Source organism: Flammeovirga sp. SubArs3 (genome assembly GCF_947387565.1).
Lineage (GTDB): Bacteria > Bacteroidota > Bacteroidia > Cytophagales > Flammeovirgaceae > Flammeovirga > Flammeovirga agarivorans.
On record NZ_CANDOA010000005.1, the window covers coordinates 551,333 to 573,744 of the forward strand.

The following is a 22,412-nucleotide window of genomic DNA, read 5'->3' on the forward strand; positions in this document are numbered from 1 at the left end:
CTCTTCTAATTAAAATGATACTCTGAAATCAAGACCTAACGAAGATGTTGGTGGTAAAGAACCTAGCTCAATACCTTGACCATTTCCTGAATATGATGCTGCTTCTGGGTCTAAACCATGCGGTGTGTTTTGATAGATAATCCATAAGTTTCTACCAACTGCAGAGACCTTTGCTGCTTCAATTTTCAATCGTTTTAAGAAGCTCTTAGGAATATTATAACCAATCGAAACTTGTCTTAATTTCACATAGGAAGCATCATATAAGTTAAACTCTTTGGCGTTGGATGTACCTGTTTGGAAAAAGTTCTGAGGTGAAACATAAGTCGTATTTTTTCCTACCTTTTCCCATTCTCCTGTTTCTGGATTTTGTACAGCTTCATACGCATCTAGTAATATACCTTTCGACCTTTCGCTATCATCGTATTCTGTTCCGTATAAACCATCACCATTTCTTTCACTGGCATTTTCACCAAGAACTATACTACTGAACCAATAATCCTCACGTCCTTCAACAGTATTTGCTGTATTACCCCAAGTTTCCGCTTTTGATCTTGATACGCTATATAAATCGCCTCCCATTTTCACATCAATCAAGAAGCTAAGATCAAAGTTTTTAAATCGGAAAGAGTTGTTAATCGAACCTAGCCAATCTGGTTGAGCATTTCCAAGAATCTGATTTGGATTCGCAATCGGTAAACCATCAGGGCTTACTAATTTATTCCCTTCATCATCCGTCAACCATTTTTCTCCTCTGATCACACCAAATGGATAACCTACTTCAGCGTTTACTGAAACAGTCGAATAACCTCTGTATTCTATTCTATCCAATTCTGCTCCCGACGCTGGGTCTTTGTACAATGAATTTACCTTTGAAATATTCTTCGACCAGTTCACCATCATATCCCATTGGAAATTATTTGTTTGAACTGGAGATACGCCTAAAGTTAATTCTACCCCTCGGTTTTGAATTTCACCTGCATTGATCATTTTTGTTTGATAACCGGCTCCACTTGGCAAGTCAATTCTAATAATCTGATCGTAAGTTCTGTTATTGTAGTACGTGGCATCCAAGCTGATTCTATTGTTGAAGAATTTTAACTCAGAACCTATTTCCCAAGAATTAGTTGTTTCAGGTCTAAGGTCAGGATTTCTCAACATGGTCTGGTTAGTAACCCAAGCCATACCATTATAGTTTCCACCATAATTGAATGTGTTGTTCAATTCGTTAAAACCAGTATCGTTACCCACCTGTGCTATGGATCCTCTAATCTTACCAAACGATAGTACCGAGCTACCAATATCTAAAGCATTGGTAAACACAAATGAAGTACCTAAGCTTGGATAGAAATATGAATTATGTCCTTCTGGTAAAGATGAACTCCAGTCATTTCTCGCTGAAAGGTCAAGGTAAATCACATTATTATATCCTATAGATGATGTTGCAAAAACAGAGTGTATTCTCTTATTGTCAACGCCTTGTGTTACTATTGGCAATGTTGCTGCATTCGATGCACTTGGAACATCAGGAACAATTAATGTATTGATCACTGAGTTAGTAAAGTCGATGCTCTTATCAAATCTACTGGCACCAGCCGTTGCAAAAAAGTCGATCTTACCGAAACGTTTCTTATAGTTGATAAAGCCTTCGTAGTTCCAAACTTGTGTATTTCTATTGATCATCTGATACATGCCATCAGGGTCTAAAGCTGCCCCCATATTACTAAACACATATCCTTTTCTCATTCTTACATCTCCACCTACTCTTACGCGAACATTTAAGTCTTTTGAAATTTTTGATTTCAAAGAAACTACCGGTAAAAATCGCTCTTGAGTATCTTCGTTCTTATTCTCGTTCATTGCCCAATAAGGATTAAAGAAATCCTCGACCTGACCAATTTCGTTTCCAAACTCATCTTTCCAAGGAGACAACTCTTCTAACTTCACATTTCTATGCATGTAGATAAAAGAATTGTAAGGGTTCTTCTCACTACCATTCTTTTGAATACGGTTGGTTGTTTTCTCAGAAACATAAGTCACTTTTACATCTGCTTCTAAATATTTTGTGAACTTTCTTGTGGTTCTAACATTAAAGGTATTTCTCACTTGTAGGTTCGAACCTTCAATGATATCTGTTGCATCCATGTTCGAATAAGAAAGATAAAGAGATCCTTTCTCCCCTTTCTTCTGTAGGGTTAAACTATTTGTAATGTTTCTACCTCTTTGGAAAAAGTCTTTGATATTATTTGGTTGAGCATCATAAGTACCCACTTGACCGTTATAGCTTAGTACCTCTTGACCGACCATCGGTGCACCCCAAGATCTTCTGAAATTGTATAAATCAGGAAGCCCCGTTTCGTAGTCGAAGTGATTTTGTGATGAGCCAACTCTTGTATTACTACCAGCTCCGTATACATTTTGGAAATCCGGGTATTGCGTAATCTCTCTGATTTGGTAGTTCAATCCATAAGTAACTCCCCAACTCTCATTTGCTGAAGAACTTTTCTTAGTAGTGATCATAATTACACCATTCGCAGCTCTTGAACCATATAGGGCAGCAGCGTTGGCTCCTTTTAGTACCTGGATATCAGCAATATCTTCAGGATTAATAAAGCTTGTTGCTCCACCGTAATCAATGTTATCGGAACCTCCTGCTAATGAAACACCGGTGTCACCACCTTCACTATCAATCGGCACACCGTCTACAACATATAACGGTTGGTTGTCTTTAGTAAGTGAAGTAGCTCCTCTAATCACTACTCTACTCGTTCCTGTAGGTGAGTCAGCTCCTGTGATCTGTACACCTGCCACTCTACCTGCAAGGTTAGTGATGACATCAGCCTGTTTTACCTCTGTTAAAGATTCCCCTTCAACGCCCTGTGTAGCATAACTTAGGCTTTCTTTCTCTCTACTAATACCGAGAGCGGTGACCACCACCTCTTTTAAGTGTTCCACTTCTACCTCTAAAGACACATCAACAACTTTTTGATTCGCTATTGAGATTTCTTTAGAAACCATACCGATATAAGAAAATACTAGGGTATCTCCTGTATCAACATTCAGTGAATAGTTTCCTGTTATATCTGTGATAGTACCATAATTAGTACCTTTCACTCTAACATTTACACCGGGCAAGGAGATATTATCTTCTTCTGAAAAAACTTGTCCAGTAATAATTCGTTTTTCTACTTCTACTTGTGCAGTTAGAATGCCAGATGAACATAATGACATAAGTAGTAAAAAGAGTAACTTTAGTTTCATTCTTCTCTACGCTAGTTTTTTAACATTCATTTCATCAGTGATAATTACTTTATCTGCGGTCGATAAAAAATCATTTTATTTTTCTGATATTCAAGTTTAGGATAGTGCCATTAATTTTTTCCAATTAATGCATTAATCAAGCCTTAATCGACTATTTTAAGTGTAATTAAACCCATTATTAATAAAAAAATACCGCTTAATAGGGTCAGTTAACGTCAGATTTTAAAAGTTTAAATAATTATTTCAATTCTCTTCATCATAGCCAATTAATCAGAATTAAGTCCGTATTAATTTAATTTTAGCCTCACAGAATAGGTTTGTATCAATCATGTTTTTAAACACAAACTTTAAAGAAATGAATATGAAGTTGAAGTGCTTATTACTTATACAAATCCTTACTACATTAATTACACCAATTCTATCTTTTGGTGGAGACGGCGAAAAAACTAATGTGTTATTCATTATAACTGATCAACAAAGGTTCGATGCCTTAGGCAAAGCCAATGTTTTTAAATTCTTAAAAACGCCTACCTTAGATAAATTAGCAGACGAAGGGGCCTACTTTACTAATGCCTATACTCCATGTGCCGTATGTGCACCCGCAAGAACATCAATACTCACCGGACAGACTGTCGAAAACCATGGAGTCCGAAAAAATCAATACGCCTATAAAAACCCTGAAGAAGGAGCTTATTGTGATCTGCCATCATTCGATCAGATATTAGTTGAAAATGGATATTATACAGAGTACCTAGGAAAATACCATTCGCCCATCCATTTATCGGAAGGGTATTCTGAATTTTCCTATACAGTAAATAATCAAAATGTTTATACTCTTAAAAATAAGAAAATTTATCAAGAAAAGGTAAAAGAATATATGATTGCTCAGGGACATAAGGAAACAGAGTACGATTTAAGAGATAAATACTTCAGAAACTTCTATACTCCTGATCCTATTGATCTTAGATATAAAAAAGATGAAGATTACCGCAGACATCATGTTGATAATGACAGGGAACTAAAAATTACACAACCCGATGGACATGGGCAATTACACCTTCCTAAGAAACTGAGTCTTACTTATTATCAAACCTCGACACTAAGAGAAGCCTTAAAAAGGGCCTCTAAACAAGAGAAACCTTTTAGTATCACTCTCTCTTATTTCTTTCCTCATGCACCGATGTTACCTACAGAACCTTGGTATGGTATGTACAAAACAGAAGATATGCCCATGCCAAAGAGTTTAAGAGATACTATGGATAATGTTCCTTATAAAAATGGAAATAATAGAAGATCGATGCCAGAATATAGTGACCCTGATAAAGTAAAATTTATGATGTCAAATTATTTTGGTCTAGTCAGTGAAATTGATCACTACTTAGGAACAATCATGAAGGACCTTAAGAAATACAATATGGATAAAAATACGCTTGTGATTTTCACTAGTGATCATGGTGAAATGTTAGGATCACATGGCATGAGAGAAAAAAATGTATTTTACGAGGAGTCAGCACATGTTCCACTGATTATGTGGTACCCAGGTAAAATACAACCGACTCAGGTGACAAGTCCGGTTTCACTTATCGATATTTATCCTACTATTATGGAATACCTCAACGTTAATGGAGGAAAAAGAGACGGGCAATCATTAAAAGCACTAATAGAGGGAAGTGATAACAGAAGGTTTACGGTAACAGAATGGGATTACAATGGTCCAAAACAACCGAACTATATGGTTGTTACCAACGATGGGTGGAAATTGCTAACTTCGTATGCTACCAAAAAGCCAGAATTGGATGTTTTGTTCAATCTTAATGATGATCCTCATGAGATGAATAATTTGATTGGTAAAAACCCCGAGGCTTATAAATACAAAGAAAAAGTGGAGGAGTTGAAAGGTTATTTAATTGAATGGCTTACAAATAGTAATTCAAAACGAGTAGAGCTTATTAAAAATAGAAATATATCTGGAGTTGTTAAACTTTAGAACATAGCCTATCATTGATCATGAAAAAGACACTTCAAATTATAATTCTACTGGGCCTTAGCATGGTAAATCTTGCTGTTGCTCAAGATAAAAAGCCAAATATCATTGTTTTTTTAGCTGATGATTTCGGCTTTGGTTCTACCAATGTTTACGGAGCCTCTGAAGCTTTAATACAGACCCCTAACATTAATCAATTGGCGAAAGAAGGCGTCCAATTTAATAATGCTTTTACAACTGGATCGGTATGTTCTCCTACCCGTTATGGTTTACTCACAGGTGAGTATTCCTGGAGAAGTCGATTACAAAAAGGTGTAGTTAGTCCATCTGCACCAGCTTTAATCCGCCAAGAGACAAAGACACTTCCAGAATATCTTAACTCTATTGGATATACCACTGCAGCCATTGGAAAATGGCATTTAGGTTACAATGAAAAGGAATTCAGGAACTTACTGGGTACTATTAAAAATGGTCCAAATAGCCACGGATTTAATTATAGTTTTACTGTTCCGAATAACTTGGACGATGTCCATAAAATTTATGTAGAGAATGATAAAGTTTATGGCCTTCGCTCAGAGAAACTTTCACCTTATGGCAGATCATTTTATGGAAAACAATACAAAGGGTATGATGCTCCACAAAGAGTGACAGAGCAAGTAATGAATGACTTGACTGAAAAATCTATACAATGGTTAGATACTTTGGACAAAGAGCAGCCCTTTTTCTTATATTTCTCCTCCGTAGCTGTTCATCACCCTATCACTCCTAGTCCTGAAATGAGAGGAAAAAGTAATGCAGGTGCTTACGGTGATTTTATCCAAGACATTGATCGATGCTTGGGAATATTAATAGACTACCTAGAAAAGAATAATCTGAGAGAAAATACCGTTATTATCTTTACAAGTGATAACGGAGGGGATATCCCTCATAAAAAAGATATCATGCCGGAGAATTTTGCGATAAATAAAGGGCTTCAAATTAACGGTAATTACAGGGAAGATAAACATACCATATGGGATGGTGGATTAAGAGTTCCTTTTATTATTAATCATCCTGATGGTATTAAAAAAGGAAATACATCGGAAAGTATTGTTAGTACCGTTGATATTTATGCTTTTCTTGCAGATTATATCAATGTAAAAGAACTTGATAAAAATGATGCGGTTGATAGTTTTAGTTTTAAAAAGGCAATCAATACATCTAAGGCAAAATATCAAAGAGCTCCATTAATACATCGAGATGCAAAAGGTAGAAAAGCGGTACGCGATCTAGAATGGAAATTTATCGAAGCCAAAGACAGTAACGCAAAAGATAAGTCTTTGCATGCTCAACTTTATCATTACAAAAAGGATCCTTCTGAACAGGAAAATCTAATTCTTGAGTATCCTAAAAAAGCAGAGGAATTAAAACAGTATTTGGAAACAGCTAAAAAAGTTGGAACGAAGATGAATACGCCATTGAAGTAAATAAAGTAATACTACCCATTTTTTTAAAATTAGATGAAATGAAACATATATTATTTTCTATCATTGTCTTCAGTTTATGTGGGCATATCTGGGCTTCTAACCCACCAAAGAAAAGGAAAACCAATCTAGTATTTATCATCACTGACCAGCAACAATACAAGGCCTTAGGGCTAGCTGGTAATAAAGTATTGAAAACTCCAAACCTTGACCGATTAGGAGAAAGCGGAGCCTACTTTGTTAATGCTTATTCTGCTTGTGCAGTTTGTGGCCCTGCCCGTTCCTCTATTCTTACAGGGTTAACAGTGGAAAACACTGGAGTAAATACCAACGATAAAACGTATTACTACAGAAAAGAGAAGGTGATGCAAACTCCTACTTTTGATGAAATTCTAAAGGAAAATGGCTACACCTGTGAATACTATGGTAAGTGGCATGTCATGTCCAATAAGGCAAAAGTCTATTCTAACCCTAAATTGAATGCTAAAAGTGGTAAATCAGCATTTGATCATGGTGGACAAAATTTTATGTATCAGGATTGGCTCAATGGACATTTATCAAAAAGACCTCTAAAAGATGGAGAGCATCTGGATCGTTTTACCAAAAGGCCCTATTCGCCAGACCCAATTGACAAGTTTTACGGAAAGGATTATCAAGAAATAAAAAAACAAAAAGCTTCTCAGCCTAACTTTCATGGTCGATTAAACATCCCTCAGGAATATTCGATTACTGCTTTCCAAGCACAAGAAACCATGGATGCCATTGAACGCCTAAAAGATCAGCCATTTAGTATTACTTGTTCTTTTCATTCACCACATGCACCCATGATTGTGCCCGAACCTTTTTACAGCATGTATGATCCTAAGAAAATGACTCCTCCAGCGAGTATTGGAGACGATATGAAAAATTCTCCCTATAAATTCTCGAATGGAAAGAAGAATTTACCGGAATATTCAGATCCAGAGAAAATCAAATATATGATTTCAAACTACTATGGATTAATCTCTGAAATTGATCATTGGGTAGGACAAATAATTGATAAAATTGATGAGTTAGGGCTTTCTGACAACACTTTAATTGTATTTACCAGCGACCATGGTGAAATGTTGGGAGCACACGGATTAAGAGAAAAAAATATCTTCTACGAAGAATCTGCTCATATTCCCTTGTTACTAAAATTACCAGAGCAAATTGATAAGAATACAACAGTTGAAGGGTATGTTTCACACATCGATATCTTCCCTACTATTTTAGACTACCTCAATATTAAAGGGCATGATGCAGATGGGCAAAGTTTACGAGACCTTGTGGATGGAAAAGATACCGATTATGGTCAATTTGTAGTCACTGAGTGGAATTACAGAGGAGACACCTCACCCAATTACATGATTGTAAAAGATGGTTGGAAAATGATGGTTCCTTACTCAGTAGAATCGAAAGTATTGGATGTCCTCTATAACCTCAATGAGGATCCCAACGAAGTGAATAACCTATTAGGTAAAAATCCAGAGCAAGCGAAATATTCTGACAAGGTTGAAGAACTTCGAGCAGATTTACTGAGCTGGTTAAAGAAGAATAATTCAAAACACTATAATGGAGTAAGAGATAGAGTTATCGTAAAAAACATTTAGTACAACGATCTTCAGTACCATAAAAAAGGCCGATCTCATCGTATTGAGATCGGCTTTTATTTTGTTGAAGAGTGGATAAGAATCTCTACTTTGAAGTTTTCTAATATATTACTTGTATAATTGGGCCTCACAATATCTTGTAGAGGCCCTTGCTCTTTACTTTATAAGCAGTTCACACTTCTTTGAACACATAAATCTGTTACTTATATATCAATCACTATTAATTTGCTGGTAAGACATTGTACGAGTTCTCAAACTCATGAATATCGTAATCTGCTAACGGTTTCAAGTACTCCATTTTCTCATTGATAATTTCATCCCAAATAGAATAATTGAACTCCGATAATAATGCTTTAATTTTTGCCTTATATTTTTTGTGATACTTATCCATCTTACCAATAGCATCATCAGATTTTTCTATGCTGCTTAATAAAGTAGATGTATAGTACGTCATCTTTTCTTTTTCAATTGAAATCCACTGATTGTACAGCTCCCTAGGAAGTAAGAATCTATTGTTGAAGAAATCCACTTCTTTTTTGGCTAACATGGTCACCATTTCATCATATAACTCAGGGTCTTTGGAAGAGACGTATGCTTTTGATGGGTTATTTCGGTACAATGAATAAGAGATCTTTTTGGTTGAATAAATTTCTAATACCTTTAAACCATCTCTTTTTACAAATGCTTTTACCTCTCCTTCACTCCAAGGTACTGTCGTTACAAACCTTCCTGCAGGAATCGTTTTTACTAACTTATTTCTAAAGTACAAATCGCCTGGCTTATCCAAGTTGGTAACAATTTCAATATTTTTTCTTTCGTAAGTATCGTCCTTATAAGAATGGTTTTTTCTAGGCTTATAGGCTAAGAAACCTTTGCCATCTGTATTTTGATATGGTAAGAAGCTCATCACTAATGACTCTTCATTAGGCTTACCTTGATACTCATTGATGTAACTTTTTAATAATACAGAAAGTCCCCAACCATTATTATAACTAGGTCTAAAATGAGATTGCTCAATAAAGATGTTCCAAGAATCTAATATGATTAATTCTGCATTATTCTTCTTTGCACTTTTAAATCCATCTCTAATACTTCGAGTATAATGTAGATTATCGTACTCTTTGTAACAGTCATCAATGGCTATTTTTGATTGCATCACAAAGCGTTGAGGCTTCTTCTTATTCTTATCTTTCATTACGTAGTAACTTGAGATACCACTATGAAATACAGTCTGTACAAATGGTCTATTTTTAGATTTTATGATCCTTGCAAGAATATCAATTTTACCTTGGCGTAACATTCTTGATTTTTCAAAAAATACAGTTTCAAATCGATCTAATGCCAACTCAATTTCTTTCTTTCTTCCAGGCCATAGAGCATTATAAATGATCGATACATCTGTACTTAAATAAGACGTGATTTCCGAAAAGCGGTCAAAGTAAGCACTCATATCTAATTCAGGGTCTTTACTTTTTTCCCAAGACTTCAATTCATCTGCCGACATTAGCCCCTTAGACTTATAAAACATCAAGGCTTTTTTCCCTTTCATTTTATACCATATATTAGAATTTTTCGTCGATCCATAAATCTTAGAAAGGTGAGTTCCACAATCGTAAATACCTTCATTGACTTTAACCCCTCTCTCAAATTTTATGGCCATCATTAATTTAAAATCATAGCCTTTTTTCTTGATGACTTCAACGTAAGCATTTACAATTTCATCATAGGTATCTAAGATCTTTCTATTTCTAGAAATAGTATATAACAAGGCAAAACCATTGATTCCATTTTTCATGGCCATTTGAAGCTCTAGGTCTACAGCATCTTCAAGAGTTAATGGAGATACCAAGTCAGTATCTGTTGGGTAGAATAATTCATTATTTTTCACCCAGTTTTTTTTACTCTCATCAAAAAAGTAGTTCCCTGCATTAATATGTGAAAGAATACCTTTTTGAGGAGTATTTATAAAACGAAGACTATTAACAGCAAAGACGTATTTGTTATCATTAGCCATTAAGTCAGAAATTCCCAGCAATAGTAAAATACTTATTAGGGTAGTAAATCGAATACATTTCATAATGATAGCTTTTTATTTATGTAGTTTTAGGCAATTCCTTTTTCCTATTGTTTGGCGACGATTATTAATATTTTTCAAAAAAGAGTAACAATAAGGAATAAGTTTTCAGAATTGATATTCAAATGTACCTGAGGTACTTAATCTTCGTTTACTTTCACATTAATTCTGCATTAACCGACTAAAAAAGTGAGAATTAATATTGATTAATGTAGTATTAAGGAGGAATTAAGTAGCTCATCTAAATTTGGGTATTGTACGTAATTGACGTTTCTTCTTTACTTAAAGAAACTTCAACGATAAATTTAATTACAGACCATCGTGACTAAATTTTTTGGTCTATTATAGAATAGAAGCTGAAATGAAATTAATATCAAGAATCTTATTTACTCTTTGTCTATTACTACTTTTCAATGTGGAAGGTATTTCACAACAGAAGCCTAACATTGTATTTATAGTTGTGGATGATATGAGTCCTTTTCCAATTGAAAAACAAGAAAATGGTGAGACTAGAGCCTTTGGTTTTAGTGGCGAAAAATATGTAAAAACTCCTTTTATCGATAGTCTAGCGGCAGATGGCATTATTTATAAGAATGCCTACGTTTCGTCCTCTGTTTGTTCTCCAAGTAGATATACGTCTCTTACAGGAAGGTATGCAGGAAGGTGTTCTGGCACTCAATTTATGAGAATGCATCCACCAGGAAACATGACAAGAGTAGAAAATAATACAGAGTTAGAAAAAAACCGATGGAATGTAGCAAAGGTGCTTAAGAAGCATGGTTATACCACCGGGTTTGTTGGTAAAAGTCATATTGTTGAAAACGATAAGTTAAGAAGAGACAAATATGAAGAAAACGGTTTCGAGGAGTTTCCATTGTCAGCAGATATCAAAGATCAGAAGATTTCTAATGCAATGTCTCATAACCATAATAAGTGGTCTCAGATGATCAAGGAAAATGGTTTTGATTATGCTAATGCTGTATACGGTGCAAACCTGAAAGAACTCTATTCTAAAGAAGCCAATGCTCATAACATTGAATGGACTACTTCTGCCGTTCTAGATTTTATCGATCAGAATGCGAAGAAAAAAGATCCATTCTTTTTATACTATGCAACAACGGTACCTCATGGACCTGAACCTTGGAGAAGAGTAAAGGGAGAATATAAGTATAGTTTAGATGCTGACCCTAACATTACAGGAGAAGGATATATAGAAAAAGACTACAGTTTTATGCCGAATAGAACTGATATCAAAAACGAAATTACCACTGATAAAAGTCTTAGAAAGGATCAAGCATGGATCACATGGTTTGATAAAAGTATTCAAGCTATTGTCGATAAACTGAAAAAAGATGGCATGTATGAGAATACCTTAATTGTTATCTCATCTGACCATGGATCATATCATTTTGGAAAAACTACACTCTACGAAACAGGAGTAAAAATTCCGTTAATGATGCACTGGCCAAAAGGAATAGAAAAAGGAAAAACTTACAATGGCTTAGTACAGAACATAGACTTTGCTCCTACTTTCTTAGATATTGCTGGAATCAAGCAGAAAAAATCATTAGAGATGGATGGTAAAAGTCTTCTGCCAACATTTAAAGATCAAGAGACCAAAATACATGACTACCTTTTCTTTGAGTTAGGTTTCGCTAGAGGTATACTTGCTGACAATTGGAAATATATTGCCGTAAGGTACCCCAATAATATTAAGGCTAAAATTGCAAAAGGCGGTACGTTTAAAGGGTATCATGATGTAGAAATCAAAGAACCATATTATACAAGAAACCAACACCTAGGAAATTTAGCTAGTAAAGCCAATCCTCATTATTTTGAAAAAGATCAGTTGTTTGATCTCACAAATGATCCAACAGAAGAGGTCAATCTGTTTGAACAACAACCTGAGAAAGCAAAAGAATTAAAGGAGATCTTACAAAAGAAACTGCATACTTTTGAGGATCGACCATTCGATGAATTTACAAAGAATAATTTTCCACAGTAACCCGCTCAAAAGCTATACAGCAGGATCATGTATTTTACATATTCTGCTGTTTTTATTTATATACTTTCGAAAGGAATAACTATTTAATAAAATTACCCACACAAAATATCGTCATAGTACACAAAAATTACATTTTAAGTCACAAAGTTAAATTGCACTAAACAGCTAAGATCAAGTACCTTTGTAAGGTAAATTATTCATGAAATAAATAGAATGAGTTAATAATAGTAAACGAGAAGATTGTGTACAGAAACGATAAATAATCAAATGACTTTATGATTCTTACTTCTGTACTGTTGGGGAGTGATACCGTACTTCTTTTTAAAAATTCGAAAGAAGTAGCTATGGTTCTCGAAACCTGCATTGGTATAAATACTCTTAATAGGAGCATTGGTCATCGCAAGCTGATTAGCGGTATAAAGTAATCGCTCATCATTCACCAATTCTGTCAACGTTTTCTGCATACTTTTTTTCACCACTCTATTGACATGATCTCCCGATCGTTGGGATAGTGCGATAAAGCCATTGATTCCGGTTTTCAGATATTGTGGGGATCTAAATTCTTTCAAAGAATAATTTAACCAAGACGGTAAATGACCATCTTGAATCGAATAATCTTTCAATAAGGAAAAGAGATGAAGTACAAAAGTATCTAGTGTTAGAAGGTTATTTTCTTTCGACACCATTTGATCCAAGTAACCTAAAATAGACTGAAGTTCATCATCTGTAAATACTACATGCAATGGTATCTGTTCATCATTCCAATAACACAATTGAGGTGATGTAAAGTATCGTTCCTTGTAAAAAGGTAAAAGGTCTGCTTTGATGGCCAAGTTTGTAATCACTAATTCCTCCTTAGATGTCTTCTTAAATGTATGTACATCATGCGGTCGAATAAAACAAGCTTCCCCTTTCTGAATAGATAATTCTTTGTTATTGATTTTATGAATTCCCTCCCCATCCGAGACGATAAAAAATTCAAAATAATCGTGGTCATGTGGATTTAAATCATCATGATTATTAATACTCGTACTGGCAAGGTGAAATACATCTGTAGAAGATAAAGCAAAAGTTTCGAATAAAAATTTTCTCACAGACATATGATTAAATCAATAACGGTGATTAGGTTAAATAAATAGGGGTTACTCCCATACATGTAATCATAAATTAAATCTACAATTAATAATTAACCAAAGAAATGAATAGAAACTTATCCTTCACTCAATGTCTAGCAACTAGCTTGGCTACTGCTATACTATTTACCTGTTTACTACTACCACAAGTTAGCTTAGCCAAAGATAAAATCAGCAAAAAAGAAAAAAAGGAATATCAAGAAAGAGTCAAAACAGCTTTTATTAAAGGTTGGGATGCTTATATGAAATATTCGAAAGGATTAGACGCTGTTAATCCTATTTCTGAAAAAGGACACAATTGGTATGCAGAATCCTTATTGATGACACCTGTTGATGCTTTTTCTACCATGTATCTTATGGGACTTGAAAAAGAAATGTCAGAAGCAAAAGAACTTATATTTAGCGAATTAAATTTTGATAAAGACTTAGAAGTACAGCAATTCGAGATTGCTATCAGGATCTTAGGAGGTTTAATCTCTGCCTATCAACTAGATGGTGATCAAAGGTTCTTAGATTTAGCTGTAAATCTTGCTGATAGAATGTTACCAGTATTCGAATCTCCAACAGGTATTCCTTACCGCTTGGTTAACCTTCGTACTGGAGCAACTAGCGGACAAGGTACTAACCCTTGTGAAATAGGATCCATGATGTTGGAATACGGCATGTTATCAAAACTAACAGGCGATTCAAAATATTACGACTTATGTAAAAGAGGTATTGTAGCTTCTTTTGAAAGAAGAGGTAAAACAGGATTACAAGGTTCGTGGATCGATCAGGATACCGGTGAATGGGCCGACACTAGAGCACATATTTCTGGTGGAATTGATGCTTACTATGAATACCTACTAAAAGGATATTTGTTATTTGGTGATAAAGATTTCTTAGAGATGTACGAGGTCTCTAGAGATGCTGTAAATAAATACCTTGTTGATGAAACTTCTGTGGAAGGTGAATTCTGGATTGGATGGGCAGATATGAATACAGGCGAAAGAATCAGTACTCGTTTTGGTGCATTGGACTGTTTCTGGAATGGATGTTATGTTTTAGAAGGTGATATCGAAAGAGCAGAGAAACTACAAGCTTCGATTAATAAAATGTGGTTTTTAAATGATATTGAACCTGAAGCTATAGATTATACCACCATGCAACCTTTCTACAAAGGAGCTGAGTATTACATGATGCGTCCGGAAGCTATCGAATCTACCTATTATGTTTGGAAAGCAACTGGTAATAAAACGTATTATGAGCAGGGAAAAAAGATGTTTGAAAGCATTGAAAAGTATTGTCAAGTGGATAATGGTTATGTTCAATTAAAGGACGTAAGAACAAAAGAGAAATGGGATACATTAGAAAGTTTCTTCTTTGCGGAAACTATGAAATATTGTTTCTTATTCTTTGCTGACGACGATGTTTTTGATTTTGAAAAATATGTTTTAAACACCGAAGCTCACCCACTATTTAATACATGGGATAAAGGTTGGAAAGGCAACCACCATGGAATAAAATAATCTAAAATAACAAAGGCTTGGATATTAAAATCAATACCAAGCCTTTGTTATCTATAAATCTTCCTATTGTATTTCTAGTGTTCCATTCGTTCTGATATAAAGTACTGCTTCTTGACTTTCGGTATTTTCAATAGTGTGAATTGCCTTACTGCTTGCAGAAAAACAACTTCCTTCATCAAGCTTTTCTACTTTATTATTCTGAGGTAAAGTATAGGCTATTCCTCCATCAATTACTACAGAATACATCACCTCGCCGGTACTTTTTATAGTTCCTTTATATCCAACAGGAAGTTTAACAAAAAGTCCCTTTAAGTCCTTTTCATTTTTACTTTCCCACAGATAACTCAATTGAACTTTACTGTCTTTGGCTATCCATTTTGATTTATCACTCCCTAGCCATACAATATTAGAAACATCGACATTTATTGGTCGCTCTCCGTTGTCATATGCCTGATCAGTAGGTTTTACCAAATAAGGTCCTTGGTCGATTTCTATATAAGCAATATTCTCTTCACCTTTTGCTGCTGTGATATGTGCTTCACCTTTAGGTTGTGTCCAGAAACTACCCGGTTTCATCCACATTTTTTCTGCATTAGGATCATCATTATGAATGCTCCCTTTTATTACAATTGCTCGATATGTCACATTATGAATGTGTGGTGGTGATGAAAAACCATCGACAAATTTGCCTAAATATCCAGTAGCAACATCCGCTTTTCTATCTCCCCAAAGTGTTCCGGCCAATGGACTTTTATCTCCTCTTGCTGGATTCAATTGCTCCCATTGCACATCTTTTGTGAGCATCACTTTATTTGTTGGATTCTTGATATCCCAATCATCAATTGCTTTATCGGTGGTCTGTTGACAAGCAAAGAAAAATAATATTGGAAGTATAGCGACAGATAATGTTTTCTTCATTGAGTTAATAAATAAGTTTCTATGAAATAGTTAACAGCAAATTTGTGAATTAAAATGATAATGATTCACCCAATTCACAAAAATTTGCTGTTTTATTAAGTTTATATTCTATGTCTAACAGGCACACTATTTAATCTTGCAGCATCTGTTGTATTCAGTACATAATTTAATTTATTGATGGCTGCATTCTTATCTTGTGGTAGCTTAGCATCAAAACTTACTGAGTTGATCGCATGTATTCCCATATAATAAGTTGCTGTTTCAATCAATTCTATTGTTTTGATTTGTTCTTCAAGTACCTCCTTCTCAGTCGCCATTTCATAATCTCCATTCATTACATCAAACGATAATTTAGTACCTTCATTAGCATTTAATGTTGTTGGAACTATACCCAAAGGTTTCACTTTATTGATTAACCTAGCATTGGCCTCCGCATTTTCTATCCCGCGACCCTTACCTGCTGCACCAAACATAAATCCGTAGAAGAAAGTCATGCCCGCCTTATTTAAGCGTTCTAATTGTTCTTCAGTATCGGCCAAAGAGGCACCTTTATTCATATAATCAAGGGCATCCTCCAAACCTGTTTCCACTCCTATCCAAAGATCACCGATACCTATTTCAGCCAACTCTTTTAACTCTTCGTCTGTTTTATGCATGATGTTATTGATAGAAGCATACATTGTGATAACCTCTACCTCTGGTAAGTAATGATGTATTCTTTCTGCAATAGCTTTTAATCTTTTTGCAGACAAAACAAAAGCATCACCATTTACTAAAAATATTCTTTTAACATGTGGATATAAACGTTGAGCTTCTTGTAAATCACTTTCTATATCCTCTGTTTTTGCGACAGAAAATTTTACATCTCTATACATTGTACAAAAAGAACAGTCGTTATGAGCACAACCTACTGTTACTTGTAGTAATAATGTATTGCCTTCGTAAGGCGGTCTATATACAGGTCCAGTGTAGTTCATTAATGTAGTATTTTATTTGTAACATCTATAAGCTGTTTAACAGCGCTTTCATTATACGTATCTGGATGTGCTTTAGCGTATCTTCCAGCATCATTATCAAAATAGTCACCATTATGAGCAGCATGATTTTCTGATAAGGCTAAATCATATAGAATGTTTGCCCCTTTATCTACAGGTGACCAATGCTGACCATAAGCTTCCAAAGCCATTTTTGTGTTTAATAATGATCCTGGGTTAACAGAAATTACAGTTATTCCTTCCAATTGGTGAGCTAAATAATAGCTCCACATCGTTAAAGCCAATTTACTCTGAGCGTAAGATGCATTTGCATTTGAAGGCTGTTTCCCCATCATCACATCATAAGAAACTTCCGATTGTGCTGCAGAACTTAAGTTGATTATTCTTGATTGATGTCCTAAATTAAGCAGTGGTAATAATTCTCTTGTCAATAAATAAGGAGCTAGATAATTAACCGCATATCTAATGTCATATCCTTGTTTCGAATAAGAAATAGGACTATTAAATACTCCCGCATTATTGATAAGTACATCCAAATATTTCACCTCTTTTTGTACTTCATCAGACATTCTTTTTACATCACTTAAATCTGCAAAGTCAGCAACAAATCCATATATATTATTATTGTTTGTCTCTTCTTTTATAGTATCAATAAGTTGATTTAATCTATTACTATTTCTTCCATGTAAATATAACGTATGCCCTTCCTTGGCTAATTTGAAAGCGGTGCTTTTACCAATGCCATCTGTACTACCTGTAATTAGAATATTTTTTTTCATGATTGATATGGATAATGGGTGATGAGAAACCGAGTGATTGGTCTCCCATCAATAAAAATTTTATTTAAGCAAGATCATCTTGTGCGGCAATTAAATAGTGATGGCTTATTGAACCTGCTGTTCTTTCTTTTAAATGGGGAACATAGCCTGGATCTGCCATAAAATTTTCTGCTGCTTCTTTTGAAGGCCATTCAATAATAATTCGTAATCCTGCATTTTGCTTTTCACCTTCAATCTGCTCATGTGTTGCTGTTCTTGCAAGGTATTTTCCACCGTGCTTAGCAACCAATCTATTTGCAGGTTCTAAATAATCTGCAATCCATTTTTCTGTTGTTGGAGTAACATCTAAAACTGAGTAGTAAGACATAGTAATTAAAGTTGAAGTGATTAAAATGATTTCCCTTTCGTTGATATTACAAAATTAGTATACCTATCTATCAGATCTATTGTACCAATGTTGGAATGAATTGTATCAATATTGGTTTATTTGTAAAAAAAGAAGTAAAACAAGGTAGTTAACTTCATCAAACCATATATTTGTAATGTATAACAAACAAAAATACCTATATATATACCATGAGAACAGAATCAATCAATAAGTTATTAGAAATCCATATTGAGGAAATGGATAACTGGACGAAACGACCTTATAAGAATAATTTCTTTGAAATTGTATATGTAGAAAAAGGTACCGGAAGACAGTGTATCAATGAACATGAATTTGAATATAAAGAAGGAAATATCTTTTTCTTACCTCCTCTAGATTGTCATTCATTTAAAATACATACACCAACAAAGTTTTATTTTATCAGATTTACAGATCACTATTTTATACAAAAAGACAACCTTACCAATTACAATGCTTGGTTTGATAAAATTGCCTACGTAATAGCGAATTACAATAAAATACCGGGAGATATTATTGCCACTGAAAACGAAAGACAGTTCATTATCAATAATATAAAGTGTATCTATCAAGAATACCTTAGAGCAGACAATTATTCTGATTCAATAATTACAGGAGCTATTGCTTCTATATTAAATATTTTAGCCAGAAGTATTGAAAATCGATATGTAAATAAAGCCAATGAAACGGACAGTCGTTTTGGTGAAATACTTCGATACATCAATACCAATTTATTGGATCAAGATTCAATAAAACTAACAGCATTAAGTGAGAAATTTGGCATCTCAAAATCGTATTTCTCTGAATATTTCAAGAAGCAGGCAGGTGTGAGTTTGGTGGATTATATCTTGAAATCTAAACTAAGAATTGTAGAAACCAAGGTACTTCATACTGATTTAAGCCTAAAAGAAATTGCCTGGCAATTAAACTTTACGGATAGTAGCCACCTTTCTAAGGCATTTAAAAAAACGTATGGAATGACGGTTAAAGAGTTCAAACACTCTGGAAGAGTAGCTTGTGATATATAATACCCACGATAGAAGTAATTTCACTCTATCGCAGGATTTATTGATTAATTGATAACATCGGTTTCTAATGAGTAGGTACTGATATACGGGACGACATCTCCTCCTATATACAACTTACCTTGATGTTCTTTTACAGCTCCAGCTTCTGGTATCGTTTCTCCTGTTGTATCAAATAAAGAAGATAAGATCTCTCCTTGATCATTAATATTTAGGACCATTCCAAATTTCTCTTGCTTCGGTTGCATCATTTCAGGTAAACCGTAGACTACTTTTTTAAGAAAGGGTTTCGGGTGAATATCATCTAATGCATCATTTCTTCTTGTGGAGAACCCTAACCAGAAGGTACCATCCTTCCGGATAGATATTCCATTGGGAAAGCCGGGTAAATTTTCCATTAAAACCTCAGTACTTCCTTTTTTATCACCTTTTAGCCAATAGCGTAATACTCTGTATTTCGTAGTTTCCGTCATGAGCAGAAAGTCTTCGTTTTGAGATAATACGACCCCATTGCCAAAAAAAGTCCCATCTATTAATGTGGTCACTTCTTCTGTTTCAGGATTGTATTCATATAATCCGCCATTAGGGTTTAACTCCATAATTAATTTCCTTCCATACTGAATATCATATTTCTGATCGTAGGAGGTATTTGAAAAATAGATTTTACCATTCGATGCTATATCCAACCCATTCGGAATCAGAAAAGGCCTTCCCTTTTCATCTTTTTTTGCCAAAACTTTCACTTGTTGATCAGGTGAAATACTGATTAATCCCTGACGATGAGAAAGAGCAATTAGATTTCCATTTGTATCAAAATGAAGCCCAGCGACCCAAGAACCTGCTTCATAAAACGTTTCTACCTTTCCCTTGGGAGAGATTTTTAAAATCTTACCGTCACTAAAATCTTTCGCTCCTTTATGCACACCACAATACATATTACCTATTGAATCAAAAGTGATGTCTTCGGGGCCAAACCCACCTTTTAATTCTAATTTATTAGAAGTCTGAAGTTTGTCGTTAAAAGCCAATTCATCAATCATGGTTGGCTTCTCTGGAGGTGTCCAAGCCACTGGCTTTAAACTGCAAGAAGAAAGAAACGAAAAGGATAGATTAGTAAGGATTAAAAGAACGAGATGGTATTGATTAAACTTTGTCATAGTGTTTTTAATATTGTTTATAACAAAGGTCCAAAGCAGATCACCAAATCTCGTTTACATAGGTAAATAAAGTATTATCTCTCCAGGTTTTGAAGTTTACTTCTTAGTCGGCTCAATTGTGTTGCGGAAACTCCAAGGTAAGAAGCGATGTGGTATTGTGGGATGAGTTGCTCAAGATTTGGAAATCGTTTTCTAAAGAGAAGGTACCTTTCTGTCGCATTCATCAATGCCATCTCTAATTCTTTTTCTTCTTTCTCTAAGAAATAGTGCTCGGCAATTTTTCTTCCTAAACGTTCAAAATCATGATACTTAGCAAATAGGCGTTCCAAATCTGAAAACTTAGCTGTCCATATGACACAGTTTGTCAATGCTTGTTGAGGTATTCGGTTTCTTTTACCGGTTAATAAAGAGGTGTAGGCGCCAATAATACTTGGGCCTACAAAAAACTGCTTATTGTACTCTTTTGCTTCACTATTGGTAAAGAAAGCTCTCACTACTCCTGTTTCTAAAAAGGCAATCTCTTTGGCTAACTTATCTTCTTCCACAAAAAAATCATGGTCTTCCAAACGCTTTTGTTTGAAAAGTGGAGCCAATTCTTTCCATGTATTTTCTGACAATGGAGAAATTTTATTAAAGTATTGTTTTAGAAGTTCCATAGTGAAAAAAATAGCTTAAATGGAGATCTTACAAAACTAACTTTTTATCTGAAAATTCTCCGATTTCTTCCATAGAATTAATGCACTCAATCCAATGGCAATTTCTCCTATCATAGCATAAAACAACCCTTCAGCAGGCATTCCATCTAGAAATAAACTTAGCAAACGTCCAAGCCCATACGATAAAAAAAAGAGAGTAGTTAAGCCCAATGCTAATTTTCTATATTCATTTTTGAAAACAGCTACAAGAATAAAAATAGAGGCAGAAAGTATCGCTGTTCCAGGTGCTCGGGTCTCACTAAAATGACTTGGGTTATTATCTAGAAAAATACCTGATTGTACTTGTAACCATTCAGGAAAAAATACAAGACTTCCCCCTACATATAAACCAATGATACCAGATAGAAATAATAAGATTGAAGATGATTTTGAGATGTTCATAGTAAATTACTTTTTTAGTTTAATGATACTTCAAAGGTACTTTACTAGGCTTCCTACTAGTTGTCTCAAAAGGTTTTTGATTTGTTGCAAAAGAATTATTTCGAAAATTTTGATGGACGAAAACCATATTGCTTGAAGAACGTATGAGAGAATGAACTTATACTTTCATAACCAACCTGCCAGGCTGCTTCTTGTACTGTTGACTCCTGATTCTGAAGTAATTGATAAGCTTTTTGTAATCTTTGAATTTGAAGGTACTTAAAGACAGGCATTCCAAAAATTTGCTTAAAGTTCTTTTTCAGTTTATTATTATTCATACCTATCAATTTCGACAATTCATTTAATGTCGGTGGCGTATGAATATTATTCTCCATGATCTCCTTCGCTTTGTAGAGTTTCTGTAACTCATGCTCATCCATAACAGTATTCTCTGTTTGTTCTAGCTTTGAGAAATAATGTGATAGCAATTCAAGCACCTGACTTTTCATGAAAAGTAAACGACTATATCCTTGAAATGAATTAGAAAATATCTTTGATATCGTTAATTGCATTTCTGGTGTAAGCCTTACTTCTGGTCCACTTTTAAACCAATCGGACGTTTGTAATAGCTCACTTAAATGGAGTTCATACAAGGCTTTCTCATTATTTGATAGCTTCAGTAAGTTGTCTTTCGTCGAAAAAATACTAACACTCTGTAATGGTTCTTTTTGAGATATATTATGTGAAAACTTTACTCCTTGTTGACCATAAAAAGAAATGCACTTTCCTTTCCTACTCTTCAATATTGTACTGTTTTTGTTTTCCCTATCATCAAAAGCATGTATATCAACATGCCCTGAATTATAGAATGTAATACCTATTATATCATCCTCAAACTGACAGTTAAATAGTTCTGCTTCCTTACTATCAGTACTGTCAATCATTACAATAAAATCATTTACTTCAATAATATCAGTGGTCATTCCTATATATATATTTT

Annotated in this window: 17 protein-coding genes; 6 read left to right on the forward strand and 11 right to left on the reverse strand. The window is 34.4% G+C overall.

The genetic code is table 11. The features are described from left to right. Positions 1-9: 9 nt before the first annotated feature. The gene (locus QL232_RS16665; RefSeq protein WP_281614992.1) at positions 10-3,258 is read right to left on the reverse strand and encodes a SusC/RagA family TonB-linked outer membrane protein; all 3,249 of its coding nucleotides are present in this window, start codon (positions 3,256-3,258) and stop codon (positions 10-12) included. A gap of 361 nt (positions 3,259-3,619) precedes the next feature. Between QL232_RS16665 and QL232_RS16670 the strand changes: the two genes are divergently transcribed. From QL232_RS16670 to QL232_RS16680, 3 genes are read left to right on the forward strand one after another with little or no spacing between them, the layout of a single operon-like run. Next, positions 3,620-5,245 carry a sulfatase-like hydrolase/transferase gene (locus QL232_RS16670; protein WP_281614993.1) on the forward strand — a complete coding sequence of 542 codons (1,626 nt, stop codon included), beginning with the start codon at positions 3,620-3,622 and terminating at the stop codon, positions 5,243-5,245. A gap of 20 nt (positions 5,246-5,265) precedes the next feature. Then, entirely contained in the window at positions 5,266-6,708 is a 1,443-nt protein-coding gene (locus QL232_RS16675) for an arylsulfatase (RefSeq protein WP_281614994.1), read from the forward strand. A gap of 38 nt (positions 6,709-6,746) precedes the next feature. Further along, positions 6,747-8,336: a sulfatase-like hydrolase/transferase gene (locus tag QL232_RS16680; protein WP_281614995.1), complete on the forward strand. Its 1,590-nt coding sequence runs from the start codon at positions 6,747-6,749 to the stop codon at positions 8,334-8,336. A gap of 220 nt (positions 8,337-8,556) precedes the next feature. Here QL232_RS16680 and QL232_RS16685 read toward each other — a convergent pair whose 3' ends face one another. Beyond that, positions 8,557-10,413, reverse strand: coding sequence for a hypothetical protein (locus tag QL232_RS16685; RefSeq protein ID WP_281614996.1), 1,857 nt, complete (start codon positions 10,411-10,413; stop codon positions 8,557-8,559). Between the two features lie 358 nt (positions 10,414-10,771). Here QL232_RS16685 and QL232_RS16690 point away from each other — a divergent pair, with 358 nt between their 5' ends. Beyond that, complete coding sequence (locus QL232_RS16690) at positions 10,772-12,415, forward strand: sulfatase-like hydrolase/transferase (protein ID WP_281614997.1); 1,644 nt, start codon at positions 10,772-10,774, stop codon at positions 12,413-12,415. Positions 12,416-12,678: 263 nt separating this feature from the next. On the opposite strand, the gene QL232_RS16695 is transcribed toward QL232_RS16690, so the two are convergent. Next, the gene (locus tag QL232_RS16695) at positions 12,679-13,509 is read right to left on the reverse strand and encodes an AraC family transcriptional regulator (protein ID WP_281614998.1); all 831 of its coding nucleotides are present in this window, start codon (positions 13,507-13,509) and stop codon (positions 12,679-12,681) included. A gap of 104 nt (positions 13,510-13,613) precedes the next feature. On the opposite strand from QL232_RS16695, the gene QL232_RS16700 reads away from it, so the two are divergent. Then, positions 13,614-15,056: a glycoside hydrolase family 47 protein gene (locus QL232_RS16700; protein WP_281614999.1), complete on the forward strand. Its 1,443-nt coding sequence runs from the start codon at positions 13,614-13,616 to the stop codon at positions 15,054-15,056. A gap of 63 nt (positions 15,057-15,119) precedes the next feature. Here QL232_RS16700 and QL232_RS16705 read toward each other — a convergent pair whose 3' ends face one another. The 4 genes from QL232_RS16705 to QL232_RS16720 form a co-directional block, all read right to left on the reverse strand. Beyond that, positions 15,120-15,974, reverse strand: coding sequence for a DUF4437 domain-containing protein (locus QL232_RS16705; protein ID WP_281615000.1), 855 nt, complete (start codon positions 15,972-15,974; stop codon positions 15,120-15,122). Between the two features lie 101 nt (positions 15,975-16,075). Further along, positions 16,076-16,951, reverse strand: a complete 876-nt coding sequence (locus tag QL232_RS16710) for a radical SAM protein (protein WP_281615001.1) — start codon at positions 16,949-16,951, stop codon at positions 16,076-16,078. Continuing rightward, on the reverse strand, positions 16,951-17,748 hold the full coding sequence (locus QL232_RS16715; protein WP_281615002.1) for an SDR family NAD(P)-dependent oxidoreductase: 798 nt from the start codon (positions 17,746-17,748) through the stop codon (positions 16,951-16,953). Before QL232_RS16715 ends, QL232_RS16710 begins: the two co-directional genes overlap by 1 nt. Positions 17,749-17,812: 64 nt before the next feature. After that, on the reverse strand, positions 17,813-18,115 hold the full coding sequence (locus tag QL232_RS16720; protein WP_168885066.1) for a DUF1330 domain-containing protein: 303 nt from the start codon (positions 18,113-18,115) through the stop codon (positions 17,813-17,815). A gap of 209 nt (positions 18,116-18,324) precedes the next feature. On the opposite strand from QL232_RS16720, the gene QL232_RS16725 reads away from it, so the two are divergent. Further along, positions 18,325-19,182, forward strand: a complete 858-nt coding sequence (locus QL232_RS16725; protein WP_281615003.1) for an AraC family transcriptional regulator — start codon at positions 18,325-18,327, stop codon at positions 19,180-19,182. A 44-nt stretch (positions 19,183-19,226) separates the two neighbouring features. Here QL232_RS16725 and QL232_RS16730 read toward each other — a convergent pair whose 3' ends face one another. From QL232_RS16730 to QL232_RS16745, 4 genes are all read right to left on the reverse strand, one after another. Further along, entirely contained in the window at positions 19,227-20,336 is a 1,110-nt protein-coding gene (locus QL232_RS16730; protein WP_281615004.1) for an SMP-30/gluconolactonase/LRE family protein, read from the reverse strand. Between the two features lie 74 nt (positions 20,337-20,410). Then, positions 20,411-20,992 (reverse strand): Crp/Fnr family transcriptional regulator, encoded by a 582-nt coding sequence (locus tag QL232_RS16735; protein WP_281615005.1) that lies wholly within the window; start codon positions 20,990-20,992, stop codon positions 20,411-20,413. A gap of 36 nt (positions 20,993-21,028) precedes the next feature. Further along, a complete protein-coding gene (locus tag QL232_RS16740) occupies positions 21,029-21,433 on the reverse strand; it encodes a DUF4345 domain-containing protein (protein ID WP_281615006.1) in 405 nt (134 codons plus the stop codon). Positions 21,434-21,528: 95 nt separating this feature from the next. Further along, positions 21,529-22,395 carry an AraC family transcriptional regulator gene (locus QL232_RS16745; RefSeq protein WP_281615007.1) on the reverse strand — a complete coding sequence of 289 codons (867 nt, stop codon included), beginning with the start codon at positions 22,393-22,395 and terminating at the stop codon, positions 21,529-21,531. Between the last annotated feature and the right edge of the window lie 17 nt (positions 22,396-22,412).